This is a genomic window from Terracoccus sp. 273MFTsu3.1 (assembly GCF_000383675.1).
Lineage (GTDB): Bacteria > Actinomycetota > Actinomycetes > Actinomycetales > Dermatophilaceae > Terrabacter.
In genome coordinates, this window is record NZ_KB911820.1 from 519,412 (window position 1) to 543,006 (window position 23,595).

A 23,595-nucleotide genomic window follows, 5' to 3' on the forward strand; every position below is an offset into this window, starting at 1 on the left:
GTGCGCATCTTCGACCCCCACATCCACATGACGTCCCGCACGACCGACGACTACCAGCGCATGCACGCCGCCGGGGTCCGCGCCGTCGTCGAGCCCTCCTTCTGGCTCGGCCAGCCGCGCACGAGCGTCGGCTCCTTCTGCGACTACTTCGACGCGCTCCTCGGGTGGGAGCCGTTCCGGGCCTCGCAGTACGGCATCGCTCACCACGCGACGATCGGCCTCAACCCCAAGGAGGCCAACGACGCCCGGTGTCGCGAGGTGCTCGACGTCCTGCCCCGCTATCTCGCCAAGGACCGCGTCGTCGCCGTCGGCGAGCTCGGCTACGACTCGATGACCCCGGAGGAGGACGACGTCTTCGCGGTCCAGCTCGCGCTCGCCGCCGAGCACGAGCTGCCCGCCCTCGTGCACACGCCGCACCGGGACAAGCTCCCCGGCACGCGGCGCACCCTCGACGTCGTGCGCGAGTCGGCGCTCGAGCCGGGCGCCGTCCTCGTCGACCACCTCAACGAGATGACGGTCGGTGTCGTGGCCGAGTCCGGTTGCTGGATGGGCTTCTCCGTCTACCCGGACACGAAGATGGACGAGCACCGGATGGTCGAGATCCTCCGCCGCTACGGCCTCGACCGGATGATCGTCAACTCGGCCGCGGACTGGGGCAACAGCGACCCGCTCAAGACCCGACGCGTGGCCGAGACGATGCTCGCCGCGGGCTACACGGCCGACGACGTCGACCGGGTGCTGTGGCGCAACCCCGTCGAGTTCTACGGCCAGAGCGGTCGCCTCGAGCTGCCCGAGACGGACTCGCCGGTCGAGACCGAGCCGGGTGACCTCGTCGGGGCCGGTGCGACGTTCATGGGCAACTCCGTGCTCCGCGGCGCGAGGGAGTGAGCCGTGCGCCTGCTCCACGCCGACGGCCAGACCGTCCACGTCGCCTACTGCACCAACGTCCACCCGGGTGAGGACCTCGACACGATCATCGGGCAGCTCGACCGCTTCGCCCTGCCCGTGCGCCACCACCTCGGCGCAGACCTCCTCGGTCTCGGTCTCTGGCTGAGCGCCCCGGTCGCCCGTGGTCTCGCCGACGACCCGCGCCAGACGGACCGGCTCCGCGCAGCCCTCGACGAGCGGGGTCTCGAGGTCGTCACCCTCAACGGCTTCCCCTACCGCGGCTTCCAGGACGAGGTCGTCAAGCACCGCGTCTACCACCCGGACTGGACCGAGCCGGCCCGCCTCGCCTACACGACCGACCTCACCGAGGTGCTCGCCCGCCTGCTGCCCGACGACGCCGCGCGGGGCAGCATCTCGACGCTCCCCCTCGGGTGGCGGCACCCGTGGTTCGGCGACCGGCAGGTCCTCGCCGCCGAGCAGCTCGACCGGCTCGCCGACCACCTCCACGCGCTGCGTGACCGCACCGGACGCGAGATCCGCGTCGGCCTCGAGCCCGAGCCCGGCTGCGTCATCGAGACGACGACCGAGCTCGTCGACCGGATGGCGGGCTGGGACGAGGAGGTGCTGGGGGTCTGCCTCGACCTCTGCCACCTCGCGGTCGGCTTCGAGGACGCGGCCGTCGCCGTGCCCCGGCTCGCCGCCGCCGGTCGCCGGGTCGTCAAGGCCCAGGTGTCCGCCGCGCTCCAGGTCGACCATCCCGGTGACCCGGCCACCCGCGAGGCGCTCGCGGCCTTCGACGAGGACCGCTTCCTGCACCAGACCCGCTCGCCCGGCCAGCCGGGTGAGGGCCACCTGCTGCGCGCCCGTGACGACCTCGGCGACGCCCTCGGTGGCCCGCGCCCCCTCGACCCGTGCCCGGGTGGCACCGAGCGGCCGTGGCGGGTCCACTTCCACGTGCCGCTCGACCACGCGCCCGAGCCGCCGCTCTCCGCGACGACCTTCGACCTTCAGCACTCGCTCGACGTCCTCGTCGGCGGCGACACCGCCCTGACCGACCACCTCGAGGTGGAGACCTACACGTGGACCGTCGTCCCCGAGGCGGTGCGCCCGACCGACGACGCCGCCCTCGCCGTGAGCATCGCCGGCGAGCTCGCCTGGCTCCGCGACACCCTCATCGACCTCGGCCTCAAGGAGTCCGCATGACCACCCCGAACACCGTGCCCACGAAGGTGCTCCTCCTCGACGTCGTCGGCCTGACGCCGCGCGCGCTCGCCGACATGCCGCGACTGCGCCGCCTGGCCGGGTCCGGCTGGCAGTCGTCGCTCGAGACCGTGCTGCCCGCCGTCACGTGCTCCGTGCAGTCGACGATGCTCACCGGCCGCCCTGTCGCCGACCACGGCGCCGTCGGCAACGGCTGGTACTTCCGCGACCTCGGCGACGTGTTCCTCTGGCGTCAGCACAACGCGCTCGTCGAGGGCGAGAAGGTCTGGCACGCCCTGCGCCGCGCGCACCCCGGAGCCCGCGTCGCCAACGTCTGCTGGTGGTACGCCATGGGCATGGACGTGGACTCGATCGTCACGCCGCGCCCGATCTACCACGCCGACGGGCGCAAGTCGCCCGACTGCTACACGCGCCCTGCCGCGCTGCACGACCGCCTCACGGAGCGGCTCGGTGACTTCCCGCTCTTCCACTACTGGGGTCCCACGGCGTCGATCGCGTCGTCGCGCTGGATCATCGAGGCGACCCGCATCCTGCTGCCCGAGCACGACCTGACCCTGTCCTACGTGCCGCACCTCGACTACGACCTCCAGCGCTTCGGACCGGAGTCGCCCGAGGCCCGCGCCGCGGCGCGCGAGCTCGACGCCGCCCTGACGCCGCTGCTCGACGACGCCGAGCGGCTCGGCGTCAGCGTGGTGGTCGTCAGCGAGTACGGCATCACCGCCGTCGACCAGCCCGTCGACGTCAACCGGGTGCTGCGCCGGGCCGGGCTGCTCGAGGTCCACACCCAGGCCGGGATGGAGTACCTCGACCCGTGGGCGTCCGACGCCTTCGCCGTCGCCGACCACCAGGTCGCCCACGTCTACGTGCGCGACCCCGCCCGCCTCGACGAGGTCCGTGCGGTCCTCGCGGCGACCCCCGGCGTCGAGCAGGTGCTCGACCGGGCCGGCCAGGCGGCATACGGCCTCGACCACGAGCGCAGCGGCGACCTCGTCCTCGTCGCCGAGCCACGCGCGTGGTTTACCTACTACTACTGGCTCGACGACGAGCGCGCGCCCGACTTCGCCCGCGGCGTCGAGATCCACCGCAAGCCCGGCTACGACCCCGCCGAGCTCTTCTTCGACCCCGCCGACCGCTCCGCCAAGGCGCGGGCCGGGCTCGGGCTCGTGCGCAAGAAGCTCGGCCTGCGGTATGCCATGAAGGTCGTCCCGCTCGACCCGCGGTGGGTGCGCGGCAGCCACGGACGGCTGCCCGCGGACCCCGCGGACGGACCCGTCGTCATCGCCTCCGACGCGAGCCTGCGCCGTGAGACGGTGGCGGCAGCCGACGTGCACGACCTCGTCCTCGAGGCTGCCGGCGTCCCCGTTGTCGCAGCCGCCCACCACTGACCCAGCACCTCACAGCAGCAAGGAGATCCACGATGGCTCGACCGATCACGCTCTTCACCGGACAGTGGGCCGACCTGCCCTTCGAGGAGGTGTGCCGCCTCGCAGGGGAGTGGGGCTACGACGGTCTCGAGATCGCCTGCTGGGGCGACCACTTCGAGGTCGACCGGGCCCTGTCCGAGGACGGCTACATCGAGTCACGACGGGAGATCCTCGAGCGCCACGGCCTCCAGGTCTGGGCCATCTCGAACCACCTCGTCGGCCAGGCGGTCTGCGACGACCCCATCGACCAGCGCCACCGGGACATCCTGCCCTCGGCCGTCTGGGGCGACGGCGACCCCGAGGGGGTGCGGCAGCGCGCGGCCGAGCGGATGGCCGACACGGCCCGCGCCGCGGCGAAGCTCGGCGTCGACACCGTCATCGGCTTCACCGGGTCGGCGATCTGGAAGTACGTCGCGATGTTCCCGCCCGTGGGCGACGACGTCATCCAGGCGGGCTACGCCGACTTCGCCCGACGCTGGAACCCGATCCTCGACGTCTTCGACGAGGTGGGCGTGAAGTTCGCCCACGAGGTGCACCCGAGCGAGATCGCGTACGACTACTGGAGCACCGTCGCGACGCTCGAGGCGATCGGGCACCGCGAGGCGTTCGGACTCAACTGGGACCCGAGCCACATGGTGTGGCAGGACCTCGACCCGGCCGGCTTCATCTGGGACTTCAAGGACCGGATCTACCACGTCGACTGCAAGGACACCCGCAAACGGATCGGCAACGGCCGCAACGGTCGTCTCGGCTCGCACCTGCCGTGGGGCGACCCGCGCCGCGGCTGGGACTTCGTGTCGACGGGTCACGGCGACGTGCCGTGGGAGGACTGCTTCCGCACCCTCAACGCGATCGGCTACGACGGCCCGATCTCCATCGAGTGGGAGGACGCCGGCATGGACCGTCTCGTCGGTGCACCGGGCGCGCTCGAGTACGTCCGGGGCCTCAACTTCGAGCGCCCGACCGCCTCCTTCGACGCGGCCTTCAGCAGCAACAAGGACTGACGCCCGCGGCCCCGGCGGGTCTACCGTCGGGGCATGGAACTCGTCCAGATCGCCCAGCACGCCGACGACCTCGGCCGGGCCACCGCCTTCTACCGCGACCTGCTCGGATCCGAGCCGCTCGCGAGGTTCGACCCTCCCGGGCTCGTCTTCTTCGACGTCGGCGGCGTGCGGCTGCTCCTCGACCAGGGCGCACCGAGCGCCCTGCACTACCTGCGGGTCGACGACATCGACGCGACCGTCGAGCGCCTGCGGGCGGCCGGCGTCGAGGTGCGCGGCGAGCCACACGTCATCTTCGGCCACGACGACGACACCCTCGGGCCGGCCGGCACCGACGAGTGGATGGCGTTCGTCGTCGACTCCGAGGGCAACCTCGTCGGGCTCGTCGAGCAGCGCCCGCGCGGCTGAGTCAATCCACCTACCGGACAGGGCGATTCCCGGGACAAGGCTCGCAGTTCGGCGATATCGTCTGGCGACCTGAGTGAGGTCCGCAGCGTCACGAGGACACGCCCGGGGTGGCTCGAGCAGGGGCCACGAATATGTCCATGGGCGACTGCCCATGCAGACCGTCAGGAACCGCCATGCGCCTTGGCCGCCCAGTCCCGCTCCGCCGCAGCGTCCTTCCCGTCCTGGTGCTGGTGGCCTTCGCGGTCGCCTCCGGCTCGAGCCGGACCGCCGACGCGCAGGTCGGTCTCGTGCCGCTTGCCGCGGCGAGGGCCCCGGCGTCGGTGACGGCCGCGGCGGGGCCGAGCCGGACCATCGCGTCCACCGCGGCGACGGCCGCAGTCGCGACGTTCGCCTACGCCCTCGACGATTCGTCGCAGAACCTCGACGCCTACTACGACACGCGCTGGGTCGGGGGTTCCGGCCGTGCGGCCGTCGTCGTCATCCATGGCGGGTCCTGGGCGAACGCGACCAAGTCGGCGAGTGCCGCCACCTCCGCGAAGTTCTTCGGCGAGGGCTTCGCGGTCTTCAACATCAACTTCCGTGTCACGGCGCCGAGTGGTCGCCATCCGGGGACGCCGTGGCCGGCCCAGCGCGTCGACACCGAGCTCGCGGTCCGCTGGATCAAGGCCAACGCGACCCGGTTCGGCGTGGATCCGCACCGCATCGCCCTGTACGGGTCGTCGTCGGCGGGGCAGATCGCGCTCACGGCGAGTGGCTACTACCGCAGTGTCAGGGCTGCCGTCTCGGTGGCCGGCGTGCTGCAACCACACCGGGTCATGGACATCGCCGTCAAGGGCACGATCGGTGCGGACCGCCGCACCGAGCAGCTCGTCACACTCTCCCAGTGGGAGTCGTTGGCGGTGCAGTGCCCATACCTCTCGACGTGGGTCGAGTGCGGCGGGCGGTGGCGCACGTTCAAGCCCGAGACGTACTTCGCCTCTGTCGCACCGCCGTTCTACGCCGTCATGGGCGACCAGGACCTCGTCGTCCCCCGCGGAACGTTCTCGGGGATCGAGTACTGGGCTGATCGTGCCGGACAGCGGCACGTGAACATCCTGGTCCCGGGGTTCGGACACTCCGAGAGCATGCTCACGGGCAGCCCGACCCGATGGGCGGCGATGATCGCCTGGCTGAGGCGCGAGACGGCATGAAGGGTGAGCCGGCCCCGATTTTCCACCTCTTGTCGAGATGGGAGGGTCGCGTTCGTGTAGACGGTGGAGGGTGCACGGAGGGTGCGCCCCGGACCAGCCGGTGACCGCCGGCAGGAGGAGATCACCGTGAAGACCTACCTCATCAGCCTCTTCTCGCCCGACGGGCCGCCGCCGGAGGACCTCGACCTCACGAAGGTCATGGCCGACCTCGAGGTCGTCAACGCCGACATCCGTGCGGCCGGGGGTTGGGTGTTCGCCGGAGGCCTCGCCGACCAGGCCAGCGCGACGACGATCCGACGGTCGCGCGACGGGGTGGCCGACGCCGTCCTCACCGACGGGCCGTTCGCCGAGGCGAAGGAGCACCTGGGCGGCCTGACGATCCTGCGCTCCGACGACTACGACGTCGTCCTCGGCTGGGCCGAGCGGATCGCCGGAGCCACGGGCCTGCCCGTCGAGGTCCGTCCCTTCCAGGGCGAGGGCGACCCCGGCCAGGCGCCGACCGACCTGTGACGGCGCGGGCGTCATGACGGTCTCGGGCGCGGACATCGCGCGGGTCTTCCGCGCCGAGCACGGCCGTGCGGTGTCCGTGCTCATCCGGGCGCTCGGTGACATCGACCTCGCCGAGGACGCCGTCCAGGACGCGTTCACCGTGGCCGTGGAGCGCTGGCCCCGCGACGGTATGCCGCCCAGTCCCGCCGGCTGGATCATCACGACCGCGCGGCGCCGGGCCATCGACCGGCTGCGGCGGGAGGCGACGCGGGAGGCCCGGCACACGGAGGCGCTCGCCCTGTACGCCGCCGAGGAGAACACCGCTGCGACGCAGGAGGGACCCGTGAAGGACGAACGACTGCGCCTCGTCTTCACCTGCTGCCACCCCGCCCTCTCCCGGGAGGCCCAGATCGCGCTGACGCTCCGGCTGCTGGGCGGCCTGACGACCCCCGAGATCGCGCACGCCTTCCTCGTGCCGGAGTCGACGATGGCCCAGCGGATCGTCCGGGCCAAGAGCAAGATCCGCTCGGCCGGCATCCCCTACCGGGTGCCGCGCGACGAGGATCTGCCCGCCCGGCTCGCCTCGGTCCTCTCCGTGCTGTACCTCGTCTTCACCGAGGGCCACACCGCCACCGCCGGTGCCGACCTCGGCAGACCGGACCTCGCAGCCGAGGCGATACGGCTGACCCGGGTGCTCGTCGAGCTGATGCCCGACGAGCCGGAGGCCACCGGCCTGCTGGCCCTCATGCTGCTGACGGAGGCCCGGCGCGCGGCGCGCACGGACGCAGCCGGCGAGCTCGTCGTCCTCGCGGAGCAGGACCGCTCCCTCTGGGACCGTGCGCTCGTCGACGAGGGGCAGGCGCTGGTCCGCCGGTGCCTGCGGCGCGGCGCGCCCGGCCCGTACCAGCTGCAGGCCGCGATCAACGCCGTGCACACCGATGCCTCGACCGCGGCCGAGACCGACTGGTCCCAGGTCGTCGCGCTCTACGACCACCTGCTGCGCCTCGCGCCGACCGACGTCGTGCGGCTCAACCGGGCCGTCGCCGTCGCCGAGCTCGACGGTCCGCAGGCCGCGCTCGCCCTCCTCGACGGACTGGACCTCGACGGCTACGTCGCCTTCCACGTCGTGCGGGCCGAGCTGCTCGGTCGCCTCGCGCGGTGGCCCGAGTCGGCCACCGAGTGGGACCGGGCCGCCGGGCTCAGCGACAACGAGCCCGAGTCGCGCCACCTCCTGGCCCGTGCCGCCGGAGCTGCCGCGCGGACAGGTGACCGGCGGTAACCTGCCGTCATGACGACCCCGCCGTCCACCGCACCGACCGACATCGCGTCCAAGTGGGGAGGGGTCGGCCGCACCATCGACCTCGACGGCCCCGTCCACTGGGTCGACTTCGGCGGCCCGGACGCGGATCCGGGGACGCCCGAGGCACCGCCGGTCGTCCTCGTCCACGGTCTGGGCGGCTCGCACCTCAACTGGGTCGCCGTCGCACCGGCGCTCGCCGCGCGTCGCCGGGTCGTCGCCATCGACCTGCCGGGCTTCGGGCTGAGCCCGGCCCTCGGTCGTGCGACGAGCGTCAACCACAACGCGGCTCTGCTGAGCCGCTTCGTCCACGAGGTGCTCGGCCGCCCCGTCGTCCTCGTCGGCAACTCGATGGGCGGCATGGTGAGCCTGCTGCTCGCCGACCGTCGCCCCGAACAGGTCGTGGGCCTCGCGCTCGTCGACCCCGCGCTGCCCAACCCCGGCGCGCGCCCCGACCCGCAGGTCGCCGCCACCTTCGCGATGTATGCCGTGCCGCGCGTCGGCGAGCTCGTGCTGACCCGCTACAACAAGAGCGTCTCGGACCGACAGCGCGTGCTCGGCACCGTGGCACTGTGCTTCGCCGACCCGTCACGCGCCGACGACGACGTCGTCGAGGCCGGGATCGAGCTCGCCGCCTGGCGCCGGTCGCTCCCGGACCCCGAGGGCGAGTTCCTCGGTGCGGCACGGTCCCTGCTGCGGGTGCTCCGTGGTCGGCGTGAGTACGACCGCATCATGCGTGACCTGGACCGTCCCGTCCTGCTCATCCACGGCACCCGCGACCGTCTCGTGCCCGTCTCGGCCGCCCGCCGCGCTGCCCGGCTCAACCCGGCCTGGCGCACGGCCTGGCTCGACGGGATGGGGCACACACCCCAGCTCGAGGCGCCCGACGACGTGCTCGGGCACCTCGAGCCCTGGCTCGACTCCCTCGGCTGAACGGGACCCGACGGCGTCAGGCGACGCCGTGGGTGACGCGTGAGGCCAGCTCGGCGCCCCACTCGCGGGCGCGGTCGAGCTCGCCCGCCTCGATGGGTCCGGGCGTGCCCTGGACCCAGAAGGTCTCGCCGCGCTCGGCGCGACGGAATCCGTGGTGCCGCAAGGACTTCGCCGCGGCGCTCGCGGCCGAGCCCGGAAGCATCTTGACGTGCACGCGCGTGTCGAAGGTGACGACGGGGAGCTCGGGCCGCGGTGTCACCGACTCGATCCACTCGCGGACGCCCTCGTGCGCGGCGGTGCCGCCCTTCGTCGTCGCGTCCTCTCGCGTCTTCGGGCGGGTCATGCCGAGGGCGTGCGTGGGTCCGCCGACGAGCAGCAGGTCGACGTCGTCGGGGATGACGGTCGGGGCGTCGTCGACGTGGACGAGGCTGACGTCGCCGTCCTCGGCCGGTCTGCCACGGCGCAGGCCGTCGGCGATGGCCGAGGCGATCTCGCGGGTGTTGCCGAACATGGACTCGTGGACGATGAGGACGTTCATCATGGATCCCTTCCGCCATCCACGCTACGCGCGGCGTGCGAGGGCGCGTCCGAATCGTGACGCACGAGACGTGCCGCGACACAATGGGATTCGCGGCCCACACCAGGTCGGCCGCCGACGACGAGGAGAGTCACCGTGGACGCCAAGGACTGGGACGAGCGGTATGCCGCCCACGACCTCGTGTGGTCGGCCGAGCCGAACCGCTTCGTCGCCGAGATCATCGGCCCGCTGACACCGGGTCACGCGGTCGACCTGGCCGCGGGCGAGGGTCGCAACGCGATCTGGATGGTCGAGCAGGGCTGGGTCGTCACGGCCTCGGACTACTCGCCGGTGGCCGTGGAGCGGATGCGGTCGCTCGCCGCCGACCGCCTCGGTGACGACCTCGGCCGGCTGACCGCCGTCGTCGCCGACGCGACGCAGTCGACGCCGGGGGGCCCGGCCGCCTACGACCTCGCGCTGCTCTGCTACCTCCAGCTGCCGGCCGAGGAGTGGAGGCAGGCGCTGCGCTTGGCGGTCGAGGCGGTGCGCCCGGGCGGCCTCGTCGTCGTCATCGGGCACGCCGGTCGCAACCTCGCCGAGGGCTGGGGTGGTCCGAGCGAGCGAGCCGTGCTCTACGACCCCGAGGAGGTGCTCGACCGGGCCGAGGGGCTCCCCGTCGCGGCCCTGCAGTCGAGCATCCGGGAGCGTCCGGTCGCGACCGACGACGGTGACCGCGTCGCGCTCGACACCGTGGTCGTGCTGCACCGCGAGGGCTGAGCGCCGCGGCAGGCGCAGGAGTGGCTCGAACGGTGCGAGCCCAGCAGGATGGCCGCATGGCACTCGAGCTCTCGCACACGACCGTCAACGCCCTCGACGCGCACGCGCAGTCCGTCTGGTGGGCCGATCTCCTCGGCTACCACGAGGACCCCGCCGACCCCAACGAGCCGGGGCACGAGGAGTGCATGATCTTCTCCCCCGACGAGTCGCACCGGCTGCTCTTCATCGAGGTCGAGGACGCCAAGCAGGTGCGCAACCGCGTCCACCTCGACCTGCGGCCCACCGACCGGCCGCGTGACGAGGAGGTCGAGCGCGTCACGGGCCTGGGAGCGACCGTCGTGCAGGACTGCCGCACGGACGACGGTCGCGGCTGGGTCGTCATGTCCGACCCCGAGGGCAACGAGTTCTGCATCCTGCGCAGCGACGACGAGCGGCGCGCGGCCGGGGACCTCTGAGGATGACCGTCACCCGCTCGATCCTGCTCTTCGTGCTCGCCGCCGTCGCCGAGATCGGCGGCGCCTGGCTCATCTGGCAGGGCGTGCGGGAGCACCGCGGCTGGATCTGGGCCGGCGCGGGCGTCGTCGCGCTCGGCCTCTACGGCTTCGTCGCCACGCTCCAGCCCGACGCGAACTTCGGGCGCATCCTCGCCGCCTACGGTGGCGTCTTCGTCGTCGGCTCGCTCGTCTGGGGCATGGTCGCCGACGGCTTCCGACCCGACCGGTGGGACGTCGCAGGCGCGCTCGTGTGCCTCGTCGGCGTCGCGCTCATCATGTACGCACCCCGCTCGGGCTGAGCGGCGCTCACGGACCTTCGTGACGGCATACGGCCGGGGGTATCATGGGCGTTCCGCAACGACCCCAGGAGGATGCCGTGGAGCTCGACCTCGACGAGATGCAGTCGGTCATCCGTCGCCTCAACCGCGCCCGCGGCCAGATCGGCGGCATCGTCAAGATGATCGAGGAGGGGCGCGACTGCAAGGACATCGTCACCCAGCTCGCCGCCGTCTCCAAGGCGCTCGACCGGGCTGGCTTCGCCGTCATCGCCACCGGGCTGCGCGAGTGCATCACCAACCCGGACGGCGAGACCATGGACGTCGCCCAGATGGAGAAGCTCTTCCTCTCGCTGGCCTGAGGTCAGTGGGACAGCGCCGGCTCGCGGACGCCCGTGCCCGCGAGCCAGGTGCGGTAGCCGCCGTCGAGGTTGCGCACCTCGCGACCGGCGTGGGCGAGCATCCGGGCCGCGGTGTGGCCGCGTTGGCCGACGGCGCAGTGCACGACGACCGGGCCGGGCGGGATCTCGTCGAGGCGTCCCCGCAGCTCGTCGACCGGGACGAGGAGCGCTCCCGGGATGGCCCCGGACTCGTGCTCCTCGCGGGTGCGCACGTCGACGAGGATGGCGCCTGCCGCCATGGCGTCCTCCAGCTCGTGCCACTGGACCGAGCGGCTGACGCCGGTGCGGAGGTTGTCGGCGACGTAGCCGAGCATGTTGACGGGGTCCTTGGCCGAGGCGAACTGCGGCGCGTAGGCCAGCTCGAGGTCGGCGAGGGCTGATGCCGTCAGACCCCCGGTCATGGCGGTCGCGATGACGTCGATGCGCTTGTCGACGCCCTCGCGGCCGACGCCCTGCGCGCCGAGGATCGCGTCGGTGTCGCGGTCGACGAGGAGCTTGAGGCTCATCCCCTCGGCGCCGGGGTAGTACGTCGCGTGCGACGCCGGGTGGGTGTGGATGACGCGGTGCGGGCGCCCGGCGGCGACGAGACGCTTCTCGCTCCAGCCGGTCGTCGCGACCTGCAGGCCGAACACGCCGACGATCGCGGTGCCGAGCACGGGCCGGTCGTGCGACGGGAGGCCGGCCATGACGTCGGCGGCCATGCGGCCCTGGCGGTTCGCGGTGTTGGCCAACGGCACCAGCACCTGGTCGCCGTCGACCGCGTCCCGCTTCTCGACGGCATCGCCGACCGCGAGGATCCGCGGGTCGCTCGTGCGGAACCGGCTGTCGACGAGGATGCCGCCGAGGCGGCCCGTCTCGAGCCCGGCGTCGTCGGCCAGGCGCGTGTCGGGCCGGACGCCGACGGCCGAGACGACGAGGTCGGCAGGGACGTGCTCGCCGGTCGCGAGCGTCACCGTGTCGGGGCCGACGGCCGTGACGGACGCGCCGAGCCGCAGGGCCACGCCCGAGGCGCGGAGGTGGTCGTGGACGGGTGCGACCATCTCGGGGTCGAGCGGCGTCATGACCTGGTCGGCGGCTTCGACCACCGTGACGGCGATGCCGCGGCGGGTGAGGTTCTCGGCGAGCTCCAGACCGATGAAGCCGCCGCCGATGATCGCGGCGGTGCGGGCCGGGGTGCTCGCCGCGACGAGTGCGTCGGTGTCCTCGATGTCGCGCAACGAGAGGGCGCGCTCGATGCCCGGGATCCGCGGGCGGAGCGGCCGCGCGCCGGGGGAGAGGAGCATGTGGTCGTAGGGCAGCTCGGAGACGGTGTCGGAGGCGAGCTCGCGCACGACGACGACCCGCCGCTCGCGGTCGATCCGCACGGCCTCGGTGCCGACGCGCACGTCGAGCCCGAAGCGGCGTCCGAGGGATGCCGGGGTCTGGAGCAGCAGGGACCGGCGGTCCTCGATGACGCCGCCGACGTGGTACGGCAGGCCGCAGTTGGCGAAGGACACGTGCCCGCTGCGCTCGATGACGGTGATGTGGGCGTCCTCGTCGAGCCGGCGCAGGCGCGTGGCGGCACTCATGCCGCCCGCGACGCCACCGATGATGATGTGTTCCATGTCGCCCAAGATACCCCAGGGGGTATGAGCCCCACGAATCGTGGGCGGCTGGACTCTGGACGAACCGGGCACCGCGGCGCGACCATGGAGGGCACGGAGGTCGCGCCATGAACGTCCAGCCCAATGCCGCCATCCCGCCCCTCGCCCCGGCGGGTCAGCTCGATGCGCAGGGTTTCGATCGTGGCCGGGTCGAGACCGCCGCCGACCTCGCCGTCCATCTCGAACGGGTGCGGCGACACCGCTCCGAGCTGCGTGACTCCGTGGCCGCCGTCGACCTCGCGCTCGAGGCGCCGATCGCCCGCGGCGGGATGTGGCGCGAGCGGGTGCGGGCGGCCCTCGCCGAGCTGGCGCACGACTTCGACGACCACGTCGCGCTGACGGAGAGCCCGGGCGGCATCTACGACCGGGCCCGGCGCAGCGCGCCGCGGCTCTCGGGCCGCGTCGAGCGGCTGCTCGAGGAGCACCGTGACCTCCGGGAGGCCCTGCACGGCTACCTCGCGGTGCTCGAGCACGGCGGCACGATGGCCGACCTGCCCGTCTTCCGCGAGGAGCTGACGGTGCTCGTCGGCCGGCTCGTGCGCCACCGCCAGAAGGGCGGCGACCTCGTCTACGAGGCCTACGACGTCGACCTCGGCGGGTCGGGCTAGGGCTGGGGTTCGAACCGCGGCCGCAGCGGGAAGCCCGACACCCCCTCGCTGCTCGTGCGTGAGGCGAGCACCTGGTGCAGCTGGATCCCGCCCCGCTCGAACGCCAGTCGCGACCCCGCGAGGTAGAGGCCCCACACCCGGGCCGTGCCGAGACCGGCGAGCTCGACGCAGTCCTCCCAGTGCTTGGCGAGGTTGGCGTTCCAGGCGGCGCACGTGCGGGCGTAGTGCTCGCGGAGGTTCTCGTGGTGGCGCACCTCGAAGCCCTCGTCCTCCATGACCCGCACGATGTCGCCGCTGCCCGTCAGCTCACCGTCGGGGAAGACGTAGCGGTTGATGAAGCCGCGCTGCGGCAGCCCCGGGTGCTGGTTGTCGGGGCGGGTGATGCAGTGGTTGAGCAGTCGGCCCTCGTCGCGCAGCCGCTCGCGCAGGAAGCGGAAGTAGGCGGGGTAGTTGCCGACGCCGATGTGCTCGGTCAGTCCGATCGAGCTGATCGCGTCGAACCCGCGCTCGGTGATGTCCCGGTAGTCGCCGTGCCGGACCTCGGCCCGGTCGGCGAGCCCGTCGGCCTGGATGGCCGCCTGTGCCCACGTCGCCTGCTCGCGCGACAGCGTCACCCCGAGGGCCGTGACGCCGTAGTTCCGCACCGCGTGGCGCACCATGCCACCCCAGCCGCACCCGACGTCGAGCAGGCGCATGCCCGGTTGCAGGCCGAGCTTCCTGGCGACGAGGTCGTACTTGTAGGCCTGGGCGTCCTCGAGCGAGGCCTCGTCGGTGGGGAAGCATGCGCACGTGTAGGTCATCGAGGGACCGAGGACCTTCTCGTAGAAGGCGTTCGACACGTCGTAGTGGTGGCTGATGGCCTCGGCGTCGCGCGTCCGCCCGTGCCGCAGCCCGTGCGCCAGGCGACGCAGCTGTCCCGGCGTCTCCTCGGGCGGCAGGGTCGGGGTGTGCGGCCGGTGGTGGGCGACGAAGCGGGCGAGCTCCGCAGCCTCGTGCCGCGAGGGGCGCCGCGGGGTGAGGCCGTCACCGAGGACGCGCAGCACGTCGTAGGGGTCGGCCTCGTCGATCCCGTCGATGACGAGGTCACCGAGCAGGTACGCGCGGGCGAGGCCGAGGTCGCCGGGCGCGGTCAGGAGGTGGTTGAGCGCCTCAGGACTGGTCAGGCGCAGCACGAGCCCGTCCGGGCTGCCGCCCTCCGAGCCGTCCCACGCGACGACCCGCACCGGGGCCTCGGGGCCGAACACGTGGTCGAATGCCTGTCCCACTGTCAAGGTCATCGAGCCTGCACCGCCTTCTCGTAGAGCGTCGGGAACCGTCCCCCCGGGTCGTACCTGCGCTTGACGGGGGCGTATGCCGTGCCGCCGTAGAGAGCGGCGAAGGTCGCCTCGTCGTAGTACGCGTCGGAGTAGAGCGACTTGTGGCCGCCGAGCCGGGTCACCTCGGCCTCGATGCGGCGGTTGACGTCGCCGTCGGCCGCACCGGCCTCGACGGCGACCGTCGACCAGAAGCCGACGTTGACGTAGCGCTCGTCCCGGCGCATCGGGTAGAGCGGCCACGGCGTCTCGTCGGTGGCCGTGCCCGGAGCCGGGCGCAGCCGGATCGGGCACAGCCAGATCGGCTCGATCGGCACCTCGCGGAGGAACCAGTCGACGAACTCGGCCGTGCGCGCGAGCGGGATCTCGACGTCCTGCACGACGCGCTCGCGGTCGGGCAGGCCACGCAGCCGGTCGAAGCGGCCCATGACGCGGTGCCGGTTCTCGAAGGCGACGATGCGCCAGTAGACGTCGCTGCGCAGCAGGTGGCGCGGCCAGAGCCGGCGGATCGCCGGGACCTGGGCGCCGAAGGCCCGGCTGCACCAGAACCAGTCGGTGTCCCACCGCCAGAGGTAGTCGTGGGCGGTCAGCACATCGGTGCGCCGCTGCTGGATCGAGCGGTAGAAGACGTGCTCGCCCGTGTAGTCGCTCGGCCGGGCCTGGCCCTCGAGGTGGTCGGTCCAGCGTCCGAGGCACAGATAGGCCTCGGTGGCGCCGAAGACGACGCCGTCGACGAAGTCGACCCGGTCGCCGTCCCACGTCTGGGACGACAGCACGACGTCGACCGCGTCGGTGAGGGCCCGCACCGAGTCGAACCGCACGTGCCGCAGGGCGACGTACGGGCGCGCGGGCTCGAGCTCGATGACGAGGTCGAGCGCGTAGCCCAGCGACCCGTACGAGTTGGGGAAGGTGCGGAAGAGGTCGGCGTGGTCGCCGTCGGGCGTCGCCGTCACGATGTCGCCGGCCCCGGTGAGGATCCGCATCTCGAGGACCGACTCGTGCGGCAGGCCGTTGCGGAACGACGCCGCCTCGATGCCGAGGCCGGTGACGGCGCCGCCGATCGTGATGGTGCGCAGCTGCGGTACGACGAGCGGGACGAAGCCGTGCGGCAGGAGCTCGTCGACGAGCTGCTCGTAGGTCGTCAGGCCCCCCACGAGCGCCGTGGCCGGCCCGCCGTCGACGCCGGGGCGGACCTCGACGACGCCGGTCATGGCCGAGAGGTCCAGGCCGGGGGAGTCGGTGGCGCTGCGGTTGCGGAAGAGGTTGGACGTGCGCTTCGCGAGCCGGACCGGCCGGTCGGGCGGCAGGGCGGCATACGCCCTCCGCACCTCGTCGAGGGCACGCTCGTGATCGCGGACCCGCTGGAGGGGGTCGTGCCGATCCGCAGGAGATGTGACCTGAGGGGTTGCCACCATCTCAGTCAAACAGATTCGGATCGGGTGCGCTCGGGATGTGCGACTACTCGCGAGCGAGCATCGCCGCGCCGAGCCCGACCATCATGACCCCGCCGGTGGCGCCGAGCGTGTCGAGCCGTGCGGGCTTGCGGGCGAACCACTCCCGGGCCCGCGCGGCGAGCAGGGCCCACATGCTGTCGCTGCAGATGGCCATGAGACCGAAGACCCCGCCGAGCACGACCATCTGGACGCCCACGTGGCCCGCGCCGGTGTTGACGAACTGCGGGAGGAAGGCGACGAAGAAGAGGATCGTCTTCGGGTTGGTGAGGCCGACGACGGCACCGATGCGCAGGGCGTGTCCGCGCTTCGCCGACACGTGCGCCTCCATGGCCTCGCGGGCGTCGTGGCGGTGGCGGATGGCCTGGACCCCGAGATAGATGACGTAGGCGGCGCCCGCGACCTTGATGACGGTGTAGGCCGTGATGCTCGCGGCGATGACCGCGCCGAGGCCGACGGCGACGAAGACGGCCTGCGCCGTGACGCCGATGGCGTTGCCGACGACCGAGAGCAGCGCCTCGCGCCGCCCGACGGTCAGGGCACGACCGATGGTGAAGAGCAGGCTGGGGCCCGGGACCTGGATGAAGAGGATCGACGCGACGAGGAACGCGACCCACTGGCTCGATGACGGCACCGGACCAGTGTGCTCCCGGCAGGCGACAAAGGGCAGGCGGTTTTCGAGGCTCGGACACTAGCGTCGGGTGACATGACGACACCTGCTCGGACCGAGCGCACCGACCCGCCCCTCGCCGCCGACGAGGCGACCACTCTCGTGGCCTTCCTCGACTACCACCGGGACACCCTCCGGCAGAAGACCGAGGGCCTGACGGCCGAGCAGCTCGCCCAGCCCCTCGCGCCCTCGACCCTGACGCTCGGGGCCCTGCTCAAGCACGTCGCGCTCAACGAGGCGAGCTGGTTCGGCGAGGTGCTGCACGGGCGACCGATGCCGGAGCCCTGGGCCAGTGCCGACTGGGAGGCCGACCGCGACTGGGAGATGACCTCGGCGCGGGACGACAGCCCCGAGGAGCTGCGCCGGATCATGGACCAGTCGGTCGAGCAGGCTCGGCGCGACATCGAGGCGGCGCTCGCCGCGGGCGGCCTCGAGGTCCGCTCGGCGACACTGTCGCGCAAGGAGAACCAGACGTTCAGCCTGCGCTGGATCCTGCTGCACATGATCGAGGAGTACGCCCGCCACAACGGCCACGCGGACTTCCTCCGCGAGGCGGTCGACGGCGTCACCGGGGAGTGACGGCCCGTCGGAGGCAGAAGCGACGGAGCGGCTCCGCCGGCATGACCTCGGCGAGGTCCCGGTAGCGCTCCGCTGCGTGCTCGCGCCGCCCCGTGCGCCACTCGAGGTCGGCGAGGGCAAGGCTCGCGTCGCGACTGGCGTAGGCCGGTGCGCCGGCCTCGATCGCAGCCAGCTCGGCCTCCACCTCGGCGACGGACCCAGGGGGGTCGGCGGCGAGGATGCCCTGGGCCGTGGCGACGAGCCGTGCGACCCGGACGGAGGGGGAGGGCCAGCGCTGCTCGAGCCCACCGTAGAGCTGGACGATCCGACGCCAGTCGGTGCGCTCGAACGACGGCGCGCTCGAGTGCAGGCCCGCGATCGCCGCCTCGATGGCGAAGCGACCCTCGCCCGCAGCGGCCAGCGTGGCGTCGGCGAGTCCGGCTCGGAGCAGGGCGCCGTCCCACCGGCTGCGGTCGACCTCGTCGAGCGCGAGCCCTGTCCCGGTCTCGTCGACGCGGCCGGGGCGACGGGCCAGGCCGAGCCGGATGACGGCTCGCAGACCGCGCACCTCGGTGTCCTCGGGGTAGGCCGCGACGAGAGCATCCGCGATGGACAGCGCCTGGCGCCCGGTGTCGGCCAGGGCATCGGCAGGGTCGAGGACGGTCCGGTGCGCGACCGTGAACATGCCTGACACGCAGGCGATGACGACCGGCAGGCGCCGGTCGCGCTCGGTGGCGTCCGGCACGTGGAAGGTGCCCCGGGCCTCGGCGAGGGCCCGCTTGGCGCGCGTGAGACGGGCTGCGGCCGCGGTGTCCTGCACGCCGAGGTGGCCGGCGATCTCCGGGACCGTCAGGCCGCACACGACGCGCAGGGCCAGGACCATGCGCGAGGCGGGCGAGATGGCCTCGTCGCACGCGACGAAGAGCAGGGCGAGGCGGTCGTCGAGCCCCTCGTGCGCGTGCAGGGACAGGTCGTCGGCATCCATGGCGGCGTGGTCCGCCTCGGGACGGGCGAGCTCGGGGGCGAGGCGGCGCAGCGTCGTGCGCCGTCGGGCGTCGTCGAGCCAGGCGCGCCTGGCCACGGAGGTGCACCACGCGGCATACGACTCGATCGGCGCCCCGCCGGCGCGCTCGTGGGCGGCGGCTCGCGCGACGGCCTCGGCGGCATACTCCTCGGCGTCGTCGAGGCTCCCGGTGAAGGAGGCGAGGGCGCGCACGATGCGCGGCCACGCCTCCTCGAACTCACCCGTCCCGAGCGGCACTCACATCCCCGTCGGGAAGACCTTGCGCCACTCGATCCGACTGGTGGTCGGCACGAGGGCGGCGATCCGGCGGGCCGTGTCCTCGTCGTCGGTCTCGACGAGGTAGAAGCCCGTGATGACCTCCGAGGTGTCGGTGAAGGGCCCGTCGGTGTAGACCGCGTCCTCGACGGCGCGGTCTCCGGAGCCGGGAGTCACCGTGCCGCCGTAGCGGGAGTTCTGCAGGGCGGCTCCACCCATGATGCGAGCCCCGAGGTCGGCGACGGCCTGCTGGAAGGCCTTGTGCTCCGGGAACGACGCGTCCATGTCGGGGGCCGCTGCGGCGCTGGGGTCCTTGCCGGCGGGCCCGGCGTCGGTCGTGGGCTCGCCACCGAGGTAGGCGTCGGAGTCCCAGTCACCCTCGTGGATCAGGTAGACGTACGTGTCGGCCATGGCCGGCTCCTTCTCGAACAGGCGCGCGATGCGCGGGTGGCGACTCTCGCCACATCATCCTGACGAACTCGCCGGATGGGAATCGACACGCGGCCCCGGGAATCTCGGGCCGGCCCGGTCAGCTCCCTCCGAGACGCTCGAGCCGGCCCTCGAGCGAGGCCCGGCGGTGGGCGTTTCCCTCGAGGTCGAGGTAGCGCGTGCCGAAGGTGGCGAGCAGTGCGTCGTCGAGCCGGCGCACAGCCCCGGGCGGGTACTTGTAGCCCATCCTCTCGATGAGGCCGGCCGCGTCGACGGGCGCGATGACCTCGGCGAGCGCGTCGACGGACGTGATGCCGAGCTCGAGCAGCAGGCCGGACACCCACGTGTAGTGGTCGGTGCGCGACCAGCCGGCGTCGGCGTACTTCGAGGCGAGGAACTTCGCGAGATCCTGAGTGCTGATGCGGGAGTCCTGCTCCACCGCGTCGGGCGGACTGGCCGGGAGGGCCATCTGGAGCCGGTCGCGGATGGCCGAGAACTCTCGGTCGGCGAGCTCGATGAGACCGGCGGCGAGGGTGAAGCGGCGGTCGAGGTCGTGCGCGTGCTCCTCGGGGACGGTGCCCTTGTAGCGGATGTCGTGCTCGAACTCGGCCCACGCGTGCTGGAGCACGGTGCGGATCTGGACCGACGCGCTCCGTCGGCGGAGCCCCTCGTAGGCGGGCGGGACAGTGCGGCTCGCGTCGACCGCGACGAGCAGGTGGCGGCTCGCGTAGCCGAAGCGACCCGATCGTGCGGTCTCGAGGCCCATGTCGCGGTCGTCGAGGACGGCGAGCTCCTCGGCCAGCAGCTCGGCCACGGCGGCGACGTCGTCGTGGACGTAGGTGATGACACGGACGCCGATCTGGTCGGTGATGTCGGCGAGCGGGTCGGGGTAGAGCAGCTCGCCGTCGCGGCGGCGCTCGGCCTTGGCGGCGAAGGACGCCACGGACTTCGTGCGGCCGCTCACGCTGAGGTAGTTGATGCCGGCCTCGTCGAGCAGGCCGGTGACCATCTCGACGAAGAGCGCCGTCGCGGCCTCGACCTCGGGGCGCGCCGCGGCGTACGCCTGCGCCGCCTCGCTGCTCTCGCTGGTCTCGGTGGGCTCGCTGGGCGGGCCGCCCCCCTCGTCGGTCGCGCCTGCTCCATCGCTGTCGGACATGCCGCCATCCTGCCGTGCTCGCAGGACGGGCGGCGACCGGTGGTCGTGGAACCACCAGAGGTCCCACCGCGCCGTCGTCCTCCCAGTCGTGGCAGCGCGGCCTCATGTCGTCGCTCGCCGGACACGGGAAGAGGTGAGTCAGACCGATGCCGAAGCCGAGTGCGCGGTAGAGCGACATCGCAAGCTCGAGCGTGATGCCGTGGCGGCCGCTCTCCAGCCGGGAGATGCGGCTGTGCGGGACGTCGAGCCGGCCGGCCAGGGCGCGCTGGCTCAGAAGGTAGGTGCGGCGCACGTGCCGTAGCGCGTTGCCGAACGCGTCGGGGCCGTGGCCGAGGGGAACGGTCATGGGTCCACCGTCCGTCCTCGGTGGCCGAGCTGCCTTCTGCGTGTGGGCGCTGTGGACGAGACGGTCAGGAGGCGCGGAGGGTGTGGACGGCGGTCCCGACTCGCGCGGGGCCATGGCCCTGCCGAACGCTGTGCATTGGGTCGCCAGGCGACTCAAGCGGTGCACGGGTCAGCGTGAGTCAGGTGATGACCCAATGCACAGCGCCCGAGAGGGACGCAGCACCCGTTGCGCAACCGGAGACGGGCTGGAATGGCGTGGACGGGTGGGGTGGGCAGGTGCGAGCGTGTCGCCATGCACCTCGAGACCGCCCGCCTCACCATCCGTCCCTGGTCGCACGACGAGGCCGAGCGGCTGCTCGACATCCAGAGCCGCATCGAGGTCGTGAAGTGGCTCGGCGACGGCGAGCCGGTCCTCATGAAGGACCTCGACGAGGCGCACGCCCGGATCGACCGCTACCTCGAGCGCAGCGAGGCGCCGCCGCTCGGCTTCTGGGCCGTCGAGGTCCGTGAGACCGGGGTCGTCGCCGGCTCCGTCATCCTGCTGACCCTGCCGAACGCCGACGACGGGGAGGTCGAGGTGGGCTGGCACCTGCACCCCGACTCGTGGGGCCACGGCTACGCGACGGAGGCCGCGACCGCGGTGATCCAGCACGGCTTCGACGGCGGGCTGCCCGAGGTCTATGCCCTGACCCACACGACGAACGAGCCGTCGCAGGCCGTGTGCCGCCGCCTCGGTCTCGACGACCTCGGGATCATGGAGAAGTGGTACGAGGACGAGTCGCGGGTCTACCGCACCACCCCCGAGCGCTGGGCCAACCGCGCCTAGGTATGCCGTGTGCCCCGGTCAGCCGCCGACGTGCACCTGCGGGCGACGGTCGGCGTCGGGCTCGGCGCGCCGGATGATCTCGTGCGTCAGCGGAGGGATGTCGCCCTCGCCGGCGAGCAGGAAGCGCAGCACGTTCTGCCCCGGCGCCTTCTCGCTCCACTCGAAGTAGATGTGCGGCGGCTTGCTGACGCGGTCGCGGACGTCGAGCAGGACCGCGGCGAGCACGTTGGGCACCGACGGGCCCGTCGCGCGCAGGATGTAGTGGCCGCCGACGACGGCCGACCCCACGTGCACGGTCGTCGCGAAGTCGCTCGCGTCGCTGATCTCCACCTCGAGGAAGATCGCGCCCTGCCGGGCGTTGAGGTGGTTGTGCATGCGGACGTCGAGGGACTTCGCGCGGTACTCGTCGCGGTCTCCGGCGTTGATCTTGTTGGCGATGAACCGCAACGGCTGGGGACCGAGCGCCGCGTCGTCGAGGATCGCCCGCGCGCTGTCGTCGTAGACGACCCGCTGCACGCGCAGCTCGGTCGAGCGCACGATGCGCGACCAGACGCTGATGACGACGATGAGGGCGATGAAGATCAGGGCGATGACGAGACCCTCGGGGCGCTGCTCGATCGTGATCGTGATCGTGTAGACGAAGATCGCGCTGACGACGGCGAAGAAGGCGGCCGCCGCGCGGTGGCCGCGCCGCAGCTCGGTGAGGAACACGGCGATCGCCGCGGACGTCATGAGCGCGAGCACGCCGGTGGCATACGCCCCCGCCTGCTCGTCGACGTTGGCGCCGAAGGCGAGCGTCACGACGGCGGCGATGAACGACAGGACGAGCACGAGAGGCCGCGTCGACCGGGCCCAGTCCGGCGCCATGCCGTAGCGGGGCAGGTAGCGCGGGACGATGTTGAGCAGACCCGCCATGGCCGAGGCGCCGGCGAACCACAGGATGCCGATCGTCGAGATGTCGTAGATCGTGCCGAAGCCCTCCCCGAGGAGGTCGTGGGCGAGGTAGGCCAGGGCGCGGCCGTTGGCGCTCCCTCCCGGCTGGAACGCGTCGGCCGGGATGAGCAGGGTGGTGACGAGCGAGGAGCCGATGAGCAGGACGCTCATGATGAGCGCGGCGGTCGTCAGCAGCTTGCGGGCGTTGCGGATGCGACCCTCGGGCTTCTCCGGCGTGTCGGTCGGGTCGCCCTTGACGAGCGGCATGACGACGACGCCCGTCTCGAAACCGGAGAGCCCGAGCGCCAGGGCCGGGAAGACGAGCAGGGACGCGCCGATGATCCCGAACGGAGCGGAGTGGGCCGAGGTCATCGCGGTGATCCAGTCGCTGAACGCCGTCGGGTGGTCGCCGATCTCGACGGCGCCACGCACGAGCACGACGAAGCTGAGGCCGAGGTAGGCCACGACGAGGACGACGGCGATCCCGATGGCCTCCTTGAAGCCCTTGAGGAAGATGCCGGCGAGGAAGACGAGCAGCGTCAGCGTCACACCGACCTGGTGGCCCGTCAGGGTGCTCTTGAGGTAGGGGTTCTCGATGAGGTGCGCGCTCGCGTCGGCGGCCGACAGGGTGATCGTGATGATGAAGCCGGTCGCGACGAAGCCGATGAGGCACAGCACGAGGATCTTGCTCGGCCAGTAGGACAGGAGACGCTCGAGCATCGAGAGGCTGCCGTCGCCGTGCGGGCTCTCGGCCGCGACGCGGCGGTACATCGGGAGGGCGCCGAACAGCGTGATGAGCACGAGGACGAGCGTCGCGACGGGCGACAGCGCACCGGCGGCGAGGGCCGCGATGCCGGGCTGGTAGCCGAGGGTCGAGAAGTAGTCGACACCCGTCAGGCACATGACGCGCCACCACGGCTGCACGTGCTGCTGCTCGGTCGCCTCGCGCTCGCGCTCGTAGTAGCCGCCCGGGTCGGCCTCCTCGGCGTCGAGGAACCACCGCATGAGAGGTGTGCGCTCCGCGCGCTGTGTGATCACGGCGGCGAAGTCTAGGGGTCGGCGCTGGGAG

The 23,595-nt window shown here is 72.4% G+C and carries 25 protein-coding genes and 1 pseudogene; 16 read left to right on the top strand and 10 right to left on the bottom strand.

Translation table 11 applies throughout. The features are described 5' to 3' along the window. The 9 genes from H283_RS0102380 to H283_RS0102420 all read left to right on the top strand — a co-directional run bounded on the left by H283_RS0102380 (position 1) and on the right by H283_RS0102420 (position 8,851). On the top strand, positions 1 to 888 hold the full coding sequence (locus H283_RS0102380) for a TatD family hydrolase (protein ID WP_020141912.1): 888 nt from the start codon (positions 1 to 3) through the stop codon (positions 886 to 888). Between the two features lie 3 nt (positions 889 to 891). Then, a complete protein-coding gene (gene eboE, locus H283_RS0102385) occupies positions 892 to 2,091 on the top strand; it encodes a metabolite traffic protein EboE (RefSeq protein ID WP_020141913.1) in 1,200 nt (399 codons plus the stop codon). Beyond that, positions 2,088 to 3,494: an alkaline phosphatase family protein gene (locus H283_RS0102390; protein WP_020141914.1), complete on the top strand. Its 1,407-nt coding sequence runs from the start codon at positions 2,088 to 2,090 to the stop codon at positions 3,492 to 3,494. Before eboE ends, H283_RS0102390 begins: the two co-directional genes overlap by 4 nt. 32 nt (positions 3,495 to 3,526) lie before the next feature. Continuing rightward, complete coding sequence (locus tag H283_RS0102395; RefSeq protein WP_020141915.1) at positions 3,527 to 4,537, top strand: sugar phosphate isomerase/epimerase; 1,011 nt, start codon at positions 3,527 to 3,529, stop codon at positions 4,535 to 4,537. Between the two features lie 33 nt (positions 4,538 to 4,570). Continuing rightward, a complete protein-coding gene (locus H283_RS0102400; RefSeq protein WP_020141916.1) occupies positions 4,571 to 4,942 on the top strand; it encodes a VOC family protein in 372 nt (123 codons plus the stop codon). 173 nt (positions 4,943 to 5,115) lie between these two features. Beyond that, positions 5,116 to 6,132, top strand: a complete 1,017-nt coding sequence (locus H283_RS26420; RefSeq protein WP_156022925.1) for an alpha/beta hydrolase — start codon at positions 5,116 to 5,118, stop codon at positions 6,130 to 6,132. Between the two features lie 81 nt (positions 6,133 to 6,213). Further along, positions 6,214 to 6,642 carry a YciI family protein gene (locus H283_RS0102410; RefSeq protein ID WP_020141918.1) on the top strand — a complete coding sequence of 143 codons (429 nt, stop codon included), beginning with the start codon at positions 6,214 to 6,216 and terminating at the stop codon, positions 6,640 to 6,642. 13 nt (positions 6,643 to 6,655) lie between these two features. Further along, the gene (locus H283_RS23775; RefSeq protein WP_020141919.1) at positions 6,656 to 7,900 is read left to right on the top strand and encodes an RNA polymerase sigma factor; all 1,245 of its coding nucleotides are present in this window, start codon (positions 6,656 to 6,658) and stop codon (positions 7,898 to 7,900) included. 9 nt (positions 7,901 to 7,909) lie between these two features. Continuing rightward, positions 7,910 to 8,851: an alpha/beta fold hydrolase gene (locus H283_RS0102420; protein ID WP_020141920.1), complete on the top strand. Its 942-nt coding sequence runs from the start codon at positions 7,910 to 7,912 to the stop codon at positions 8,849 to 8,851. A gap of 16 nt (positions 8,852 to 8,867) precedes the next feature. Here the strand turns inward: H283_RS0102420 and H283_RS0102425 are convergent, their stop codons facing one another. Then, positions 8,868 to 9,389 (bottom strand): flavodoxin family protein, encoded by a 522-nt coding sequence (locus H283_RS0102425; RefSeq protein ID WP_043648223.1) that lies wholly within the window; start codon positions 9,387 to 9,389, stop codon positions 8,868 to 8,870. A gap of 135 nt (positions 9,390 to 9,524) precedes the next feature. Here H283_RS0102425 and H283_RS0102430 point away from each other — a divergent pair, with 135 nt between their 5' ends. From H283_RS0102430 to H283_RS0102445, 4 genes are all read left to right on the top strand, one after another. After that, complete coding sequence (locus tag H283_RS0102430; protein WP_020141922.1) at positions 9,525 to 10,145, top strand: bifunctional 2-polyprenyl-6-hydroxyphenol methylase/3-demethylubiquinol 3-O-methyltransferase UbiG; 621 nt, start codon at positions 9,525 to 9,527, stop codon at positions 10,143 to 10,145. 56 nt (positions 10,146 to 10,201) lie between these two features. Beyond that, a complete protein-coding gene (locus tag H283_RS0102435; RefSeq protein ID WP_020141923.1) occupies positions 10,202 to 10,600 on the top strand; it encodes a VOC family protein in 399 nt (132 codons plus the stop codon). Between the two features lie 2 nt (positions 10,601 to 10,602). Then, positions 10,603 to 10,938, top strand: coding sequence for a YnfA family protein (locus H283_RS0102440; RefSeq protein WP_020141924.1), 336 nt, complete (start codon positions 10,603 to 10,605; stop codon positions 10,936 to 10,938). A 77-nt stretch (positions 10,939 to 11,015) separates the two neighbouring features. After that, the gene (locus H283_RS0102445) at positions 11,016 to 11,276 is read left to right on the top strand and encodes a metal-sensitive transcriptional regulator (RefSeq protein ID WP_020141925.1); all 261 of its coding nucleotides are present in this window, start codon (positions 11,016 to 11,018) and stop codon (positions 11,274 to 11,276) included. A gap of 2 nt (positions 11,277 to 11,278) precedes the next feature. Here the strand turns inward: H283_RS0102445 and H283_RS0102450 are convergent, their stop codons facing one another. Beyond that, positions 11,279 to 12,919 (bottom strand): FAD-dependent oxidoreductase, encoded by a 1,641-nt coding sequence (locus tag H283_RS0102450; protein WP_020141926.1) that lies wholly within the window; start codon positions 12,917 to 12,919, stop codon positions 11,279 to 11,281. A 107-nt stretch (positions 12,920 to 13,026) separates the two neighbouring features. Between H283_RS0102450 and H283_RS0102455 the strand changes: the two genes are divergently transcribed. Beyond that, positions 13,027 to 13,566: a hemerythrin domain-containing protein gene (locus tag H283_RS0102455; protein ID WP_020141927.1), complete on the top strand. Its 540-nt coding sequence runs from the start codon at positions 13,027 to 13,029 to the stop codon at positions 13,564 to 13,566. Here the strand turns inward: H283_RS0102455 and H283_RS0102460 are convergent. From H283_RS0102460 to H283_RS0102470, 3 genes are read right to left on the bottom strand one after another with little or no spacing between them, the layout of a single operon-like run. Further along, positions 13,563 to 14,843, bottom strand: a complete 1,281-nt coding sequence (locus tag H283_RS0102460; protein WP_043647920.1) for a class I SAM-dependent methyltransferase — start codon at positions 14,841 to 14,843, stop codon at positions 13,563 to 13,565. The genes H283_RS0102455 and H283_RS0102460 overlap by 4 nt on opposite strands. Beyond that, a complete protein-coding gene (locus H283_RS0102465; RefSeq protein ID WP_231372208.1) occupies positions 14,840 to 16,291 on the bottom strand; it encodes an FAD-binding oxidoreductase in 1,452 nt (483 codons plus the stop codon). Before H283_RS0102465 ends, H283_RS0102460 begins: the two co-directional genes overlap by 4 nt. A gap of 46 nt (positions 16,292 to 16,337) precedes the next feature. Beyond that, positions 16,338 to 16,964 carry a LysE family translocator gene (locus tag H283_RS0102470; RefSeq protein WP_020141930.1) on the bottom strand — a complete coding sequence of 209 codons (627 nt, stop codon included), beginning with the start codon at positions 16,962 to 16,964 and terminating at the stop codon, positions 16,338 to 16,340. Between the two features lie 72 nt (positions 16,965 to 17,036). On the opposite strand from H283_RS0102470, the gene H283_RS0102475 reads away from it, so the two are divergent. Further along, a complete protein-coding gene (locus H283_RS0102475; protein ID WP_020141931.1) occupies positions 17,037 to 17,579 on the top strand; it encodes a DinB family protein in 543 nt (180 codons plus the stop codon). On the opposite strand, the gene H283_RS0102480 is transcribed toward H283_RS0102475, so the two are convergent. The 4 genes and pseudogenes from H283_RS0102480 to H283_RS28655 all read right to left on the bottom strand — a co-directional run. Continuing rightward, on the bottom strand, positions 17,566 to 18,819 hold the full coding sequence (locus H283_RS0102480; protein ID WP_020141932.1) for a DUF6596 domain-containing protein: 1,254 nt from the start codon (positions 18,817 to 18,819) through the stop codon (positions 17,566 to 17,568). The genes H283_RS0102475 and H283_RS0102480 overlap by 14 nt on opposite strands. Further along, positions 18,820 to 19,248, bottom strand: coding sequence for a YciI family protein (locus tag H283_RS0102485; protein WP_020141933.1), 429 nt, complete (start codon positions 19,246 to 19,248; stop codon positions 18,820 to 18,822). Positions 19,249 to 19,366: 118 nt separating this feature from the next. Further along, complete coding sequence (locus H283_RS0102490) at positions 19,367 to 20,422, bottom strand: GTP pyrophosphokinase family protein (RefSeq protein WP_020141934.1); 1,056 nt, start codon at positions 20,420 to 20,422, stop codon at positions 19,367 to 19,369. Positions 20,423 to 20,588: 166 nt separating this feature from the next. Then, a pseudogene (locus tag H283_RS28655) lies at positions 20,589 to 20,882 on the bottom strand (helix-turn-helix domain-containing protein); the annotation flags it as partial. Between the two features lie 177 nt (positions 20,883 to 21,059). Here H283_RS28655 and H283_RS0102495 point away from each other — a divergent pair. Next, complete coding sequence (locus H283_RS0102495) at positions 21,060 to 21,593, top strand: GNAT family N-acetyltransferase (protein WP_020141935.1); 534 nt, start codon at positions 21,060 to 21,062, stop codon at positions 21,591 to 21,593. 18 nt (positions 21,594 to 21,611) lie between these two features. On the opposite strand, the gene H283_RS0102500 is transcribed toward H283_RS0102495, so the two are convergent. Beyond that, positions 21,612 to 23,531 (bottom strand): APC family permease, encoded by a 1,920-nt coding sequence (locus H283_RS0102500; RefSeq protein WP_020141936.1) that lies wholly within the window; start codon positions 23,529 to 23,531, stop codon positions 21,612 to 21,614. Between the last annotated feature and the right edge of the window lie 64 nt (positions 23,532 to 23,595).

Bases quoted from the DNA above. Each gene is read 5' to 3' on its own strand.
- H283_RS0102440 (WP_020141924.1), top strand. From the start codon at position 10,603: ATGACCGTCACCCGCTCGATCCTGCTCTTCGTGCTCGCCGCCGTCGCC.
- H283_RS0102455 (WP_020141927.1), top strand. From the start codon at position 13,027: ATGAACGTCCAGCCCAATGCCGCCATCCCGCCCCTCGCCCCGGCGGGT.
- H283_RS0102400 (WP_020141916.1), top strand. From the start codon at position 4,571: ATGGAACTCGTCCAGATCGCCCAGCACGCCGACGACCTCGGCCGGGCC.
- H283_RS0102425 (WP_043648223.1), bottom strand. From the start codon at position 9,389: ATGAACGTCCTCATCGTCCACGAGTCCATGTTCGGCAACACCCGCGAG.
- H283_RS26420 (WP_156022925.1), top strand. From the start codon at position 5,116: ATGCGCCTTGGCCGCCCAGTCCCGCTCCGCCGCAGCGTCCTTCCCGTC.
- H283_RS0102435 (WP_020141923.1), top strand. From the start codon at position 10,202: ATGGCACTCGAGCTCTCGCACACGACCGTCAACGCCCTCGACGCGCAC.
- H283_RS0102390 (WP_020141914.1), top strand. From the start codon at position 2,088: ATGACCACCCCGAACACCGTGCCCACGAAGGTGCTCCTCCTCGACGTC.
- H283_RS0102495 (WP_020141935.1), top strand. From the start codon at position 21,060: ATGCACCTCGAGACCGCCCGCCTCACCATCCGTCCCTGGTCGCACGAC.
- H283_RS0102395 (WP_020141915.1), top strand. From the start codon at position 3,527: ATGGCTCGACCGATCACGCTCTTCACCGGACAGTGGGCCGACCTGCCC.
- H283_RS0102420 (WP_020141920.1), top strand. From the start codon at position 7,910: ATGACGACCCCGCCGTCCACCGCACCGACCGACATCGCGTCCAAGTGG.
- H283_RS0102485 (WP_020141933.1), bottom strand. From the start codon at position 19,248: ATGGCCGACACGTACGTCTACCTGATCCACGAGGGTGACTGGGACTCC.
- H283_RS0102460 (WP_043647920.1), bottom strand. From the start codon at position 14,843: ATGACCTTGACAGTGGGACAGGCATTCGACCACGTGTTCGGCCCCGAG.
- H283_RS23775 (WP_020141919.1), top strand. From the start codon at position 6,656: ATGACGGTCTCGGGCGCGGACATCGCGCGGGTCTTCCGCGCCGAGCAC.
- H283_RS0102475 (WP_020141931.1), top strand. From the start codon at position 17,037: ATGACGACACCTGCTCGGACCGAGCGCACCGACCCGCCCCTCGCCGCC.
- H283_RS0102490 (WP_020141934.1), bottom strand. From the start codon at position 20,422: ATGTCCGACAGCGATGGAGCAGGCGCGACCGACGAGGGGGGCGGCCCG.
- H283_RS0102500 (WP_020141936.1), bottom strand. From the start codon at position 23,531: ATGCGGTGGTTCCTCGACGCCGAGGAGGCCGACCCGGGCGGCTACTAC.
- H283_RS0102450 (WP_020141926.1), bottom strand. From the start codon at position 12,919: ATGGAACACATCATCATCGGTGGCGTCGCGGGCGGCATGAGTGCCGCC.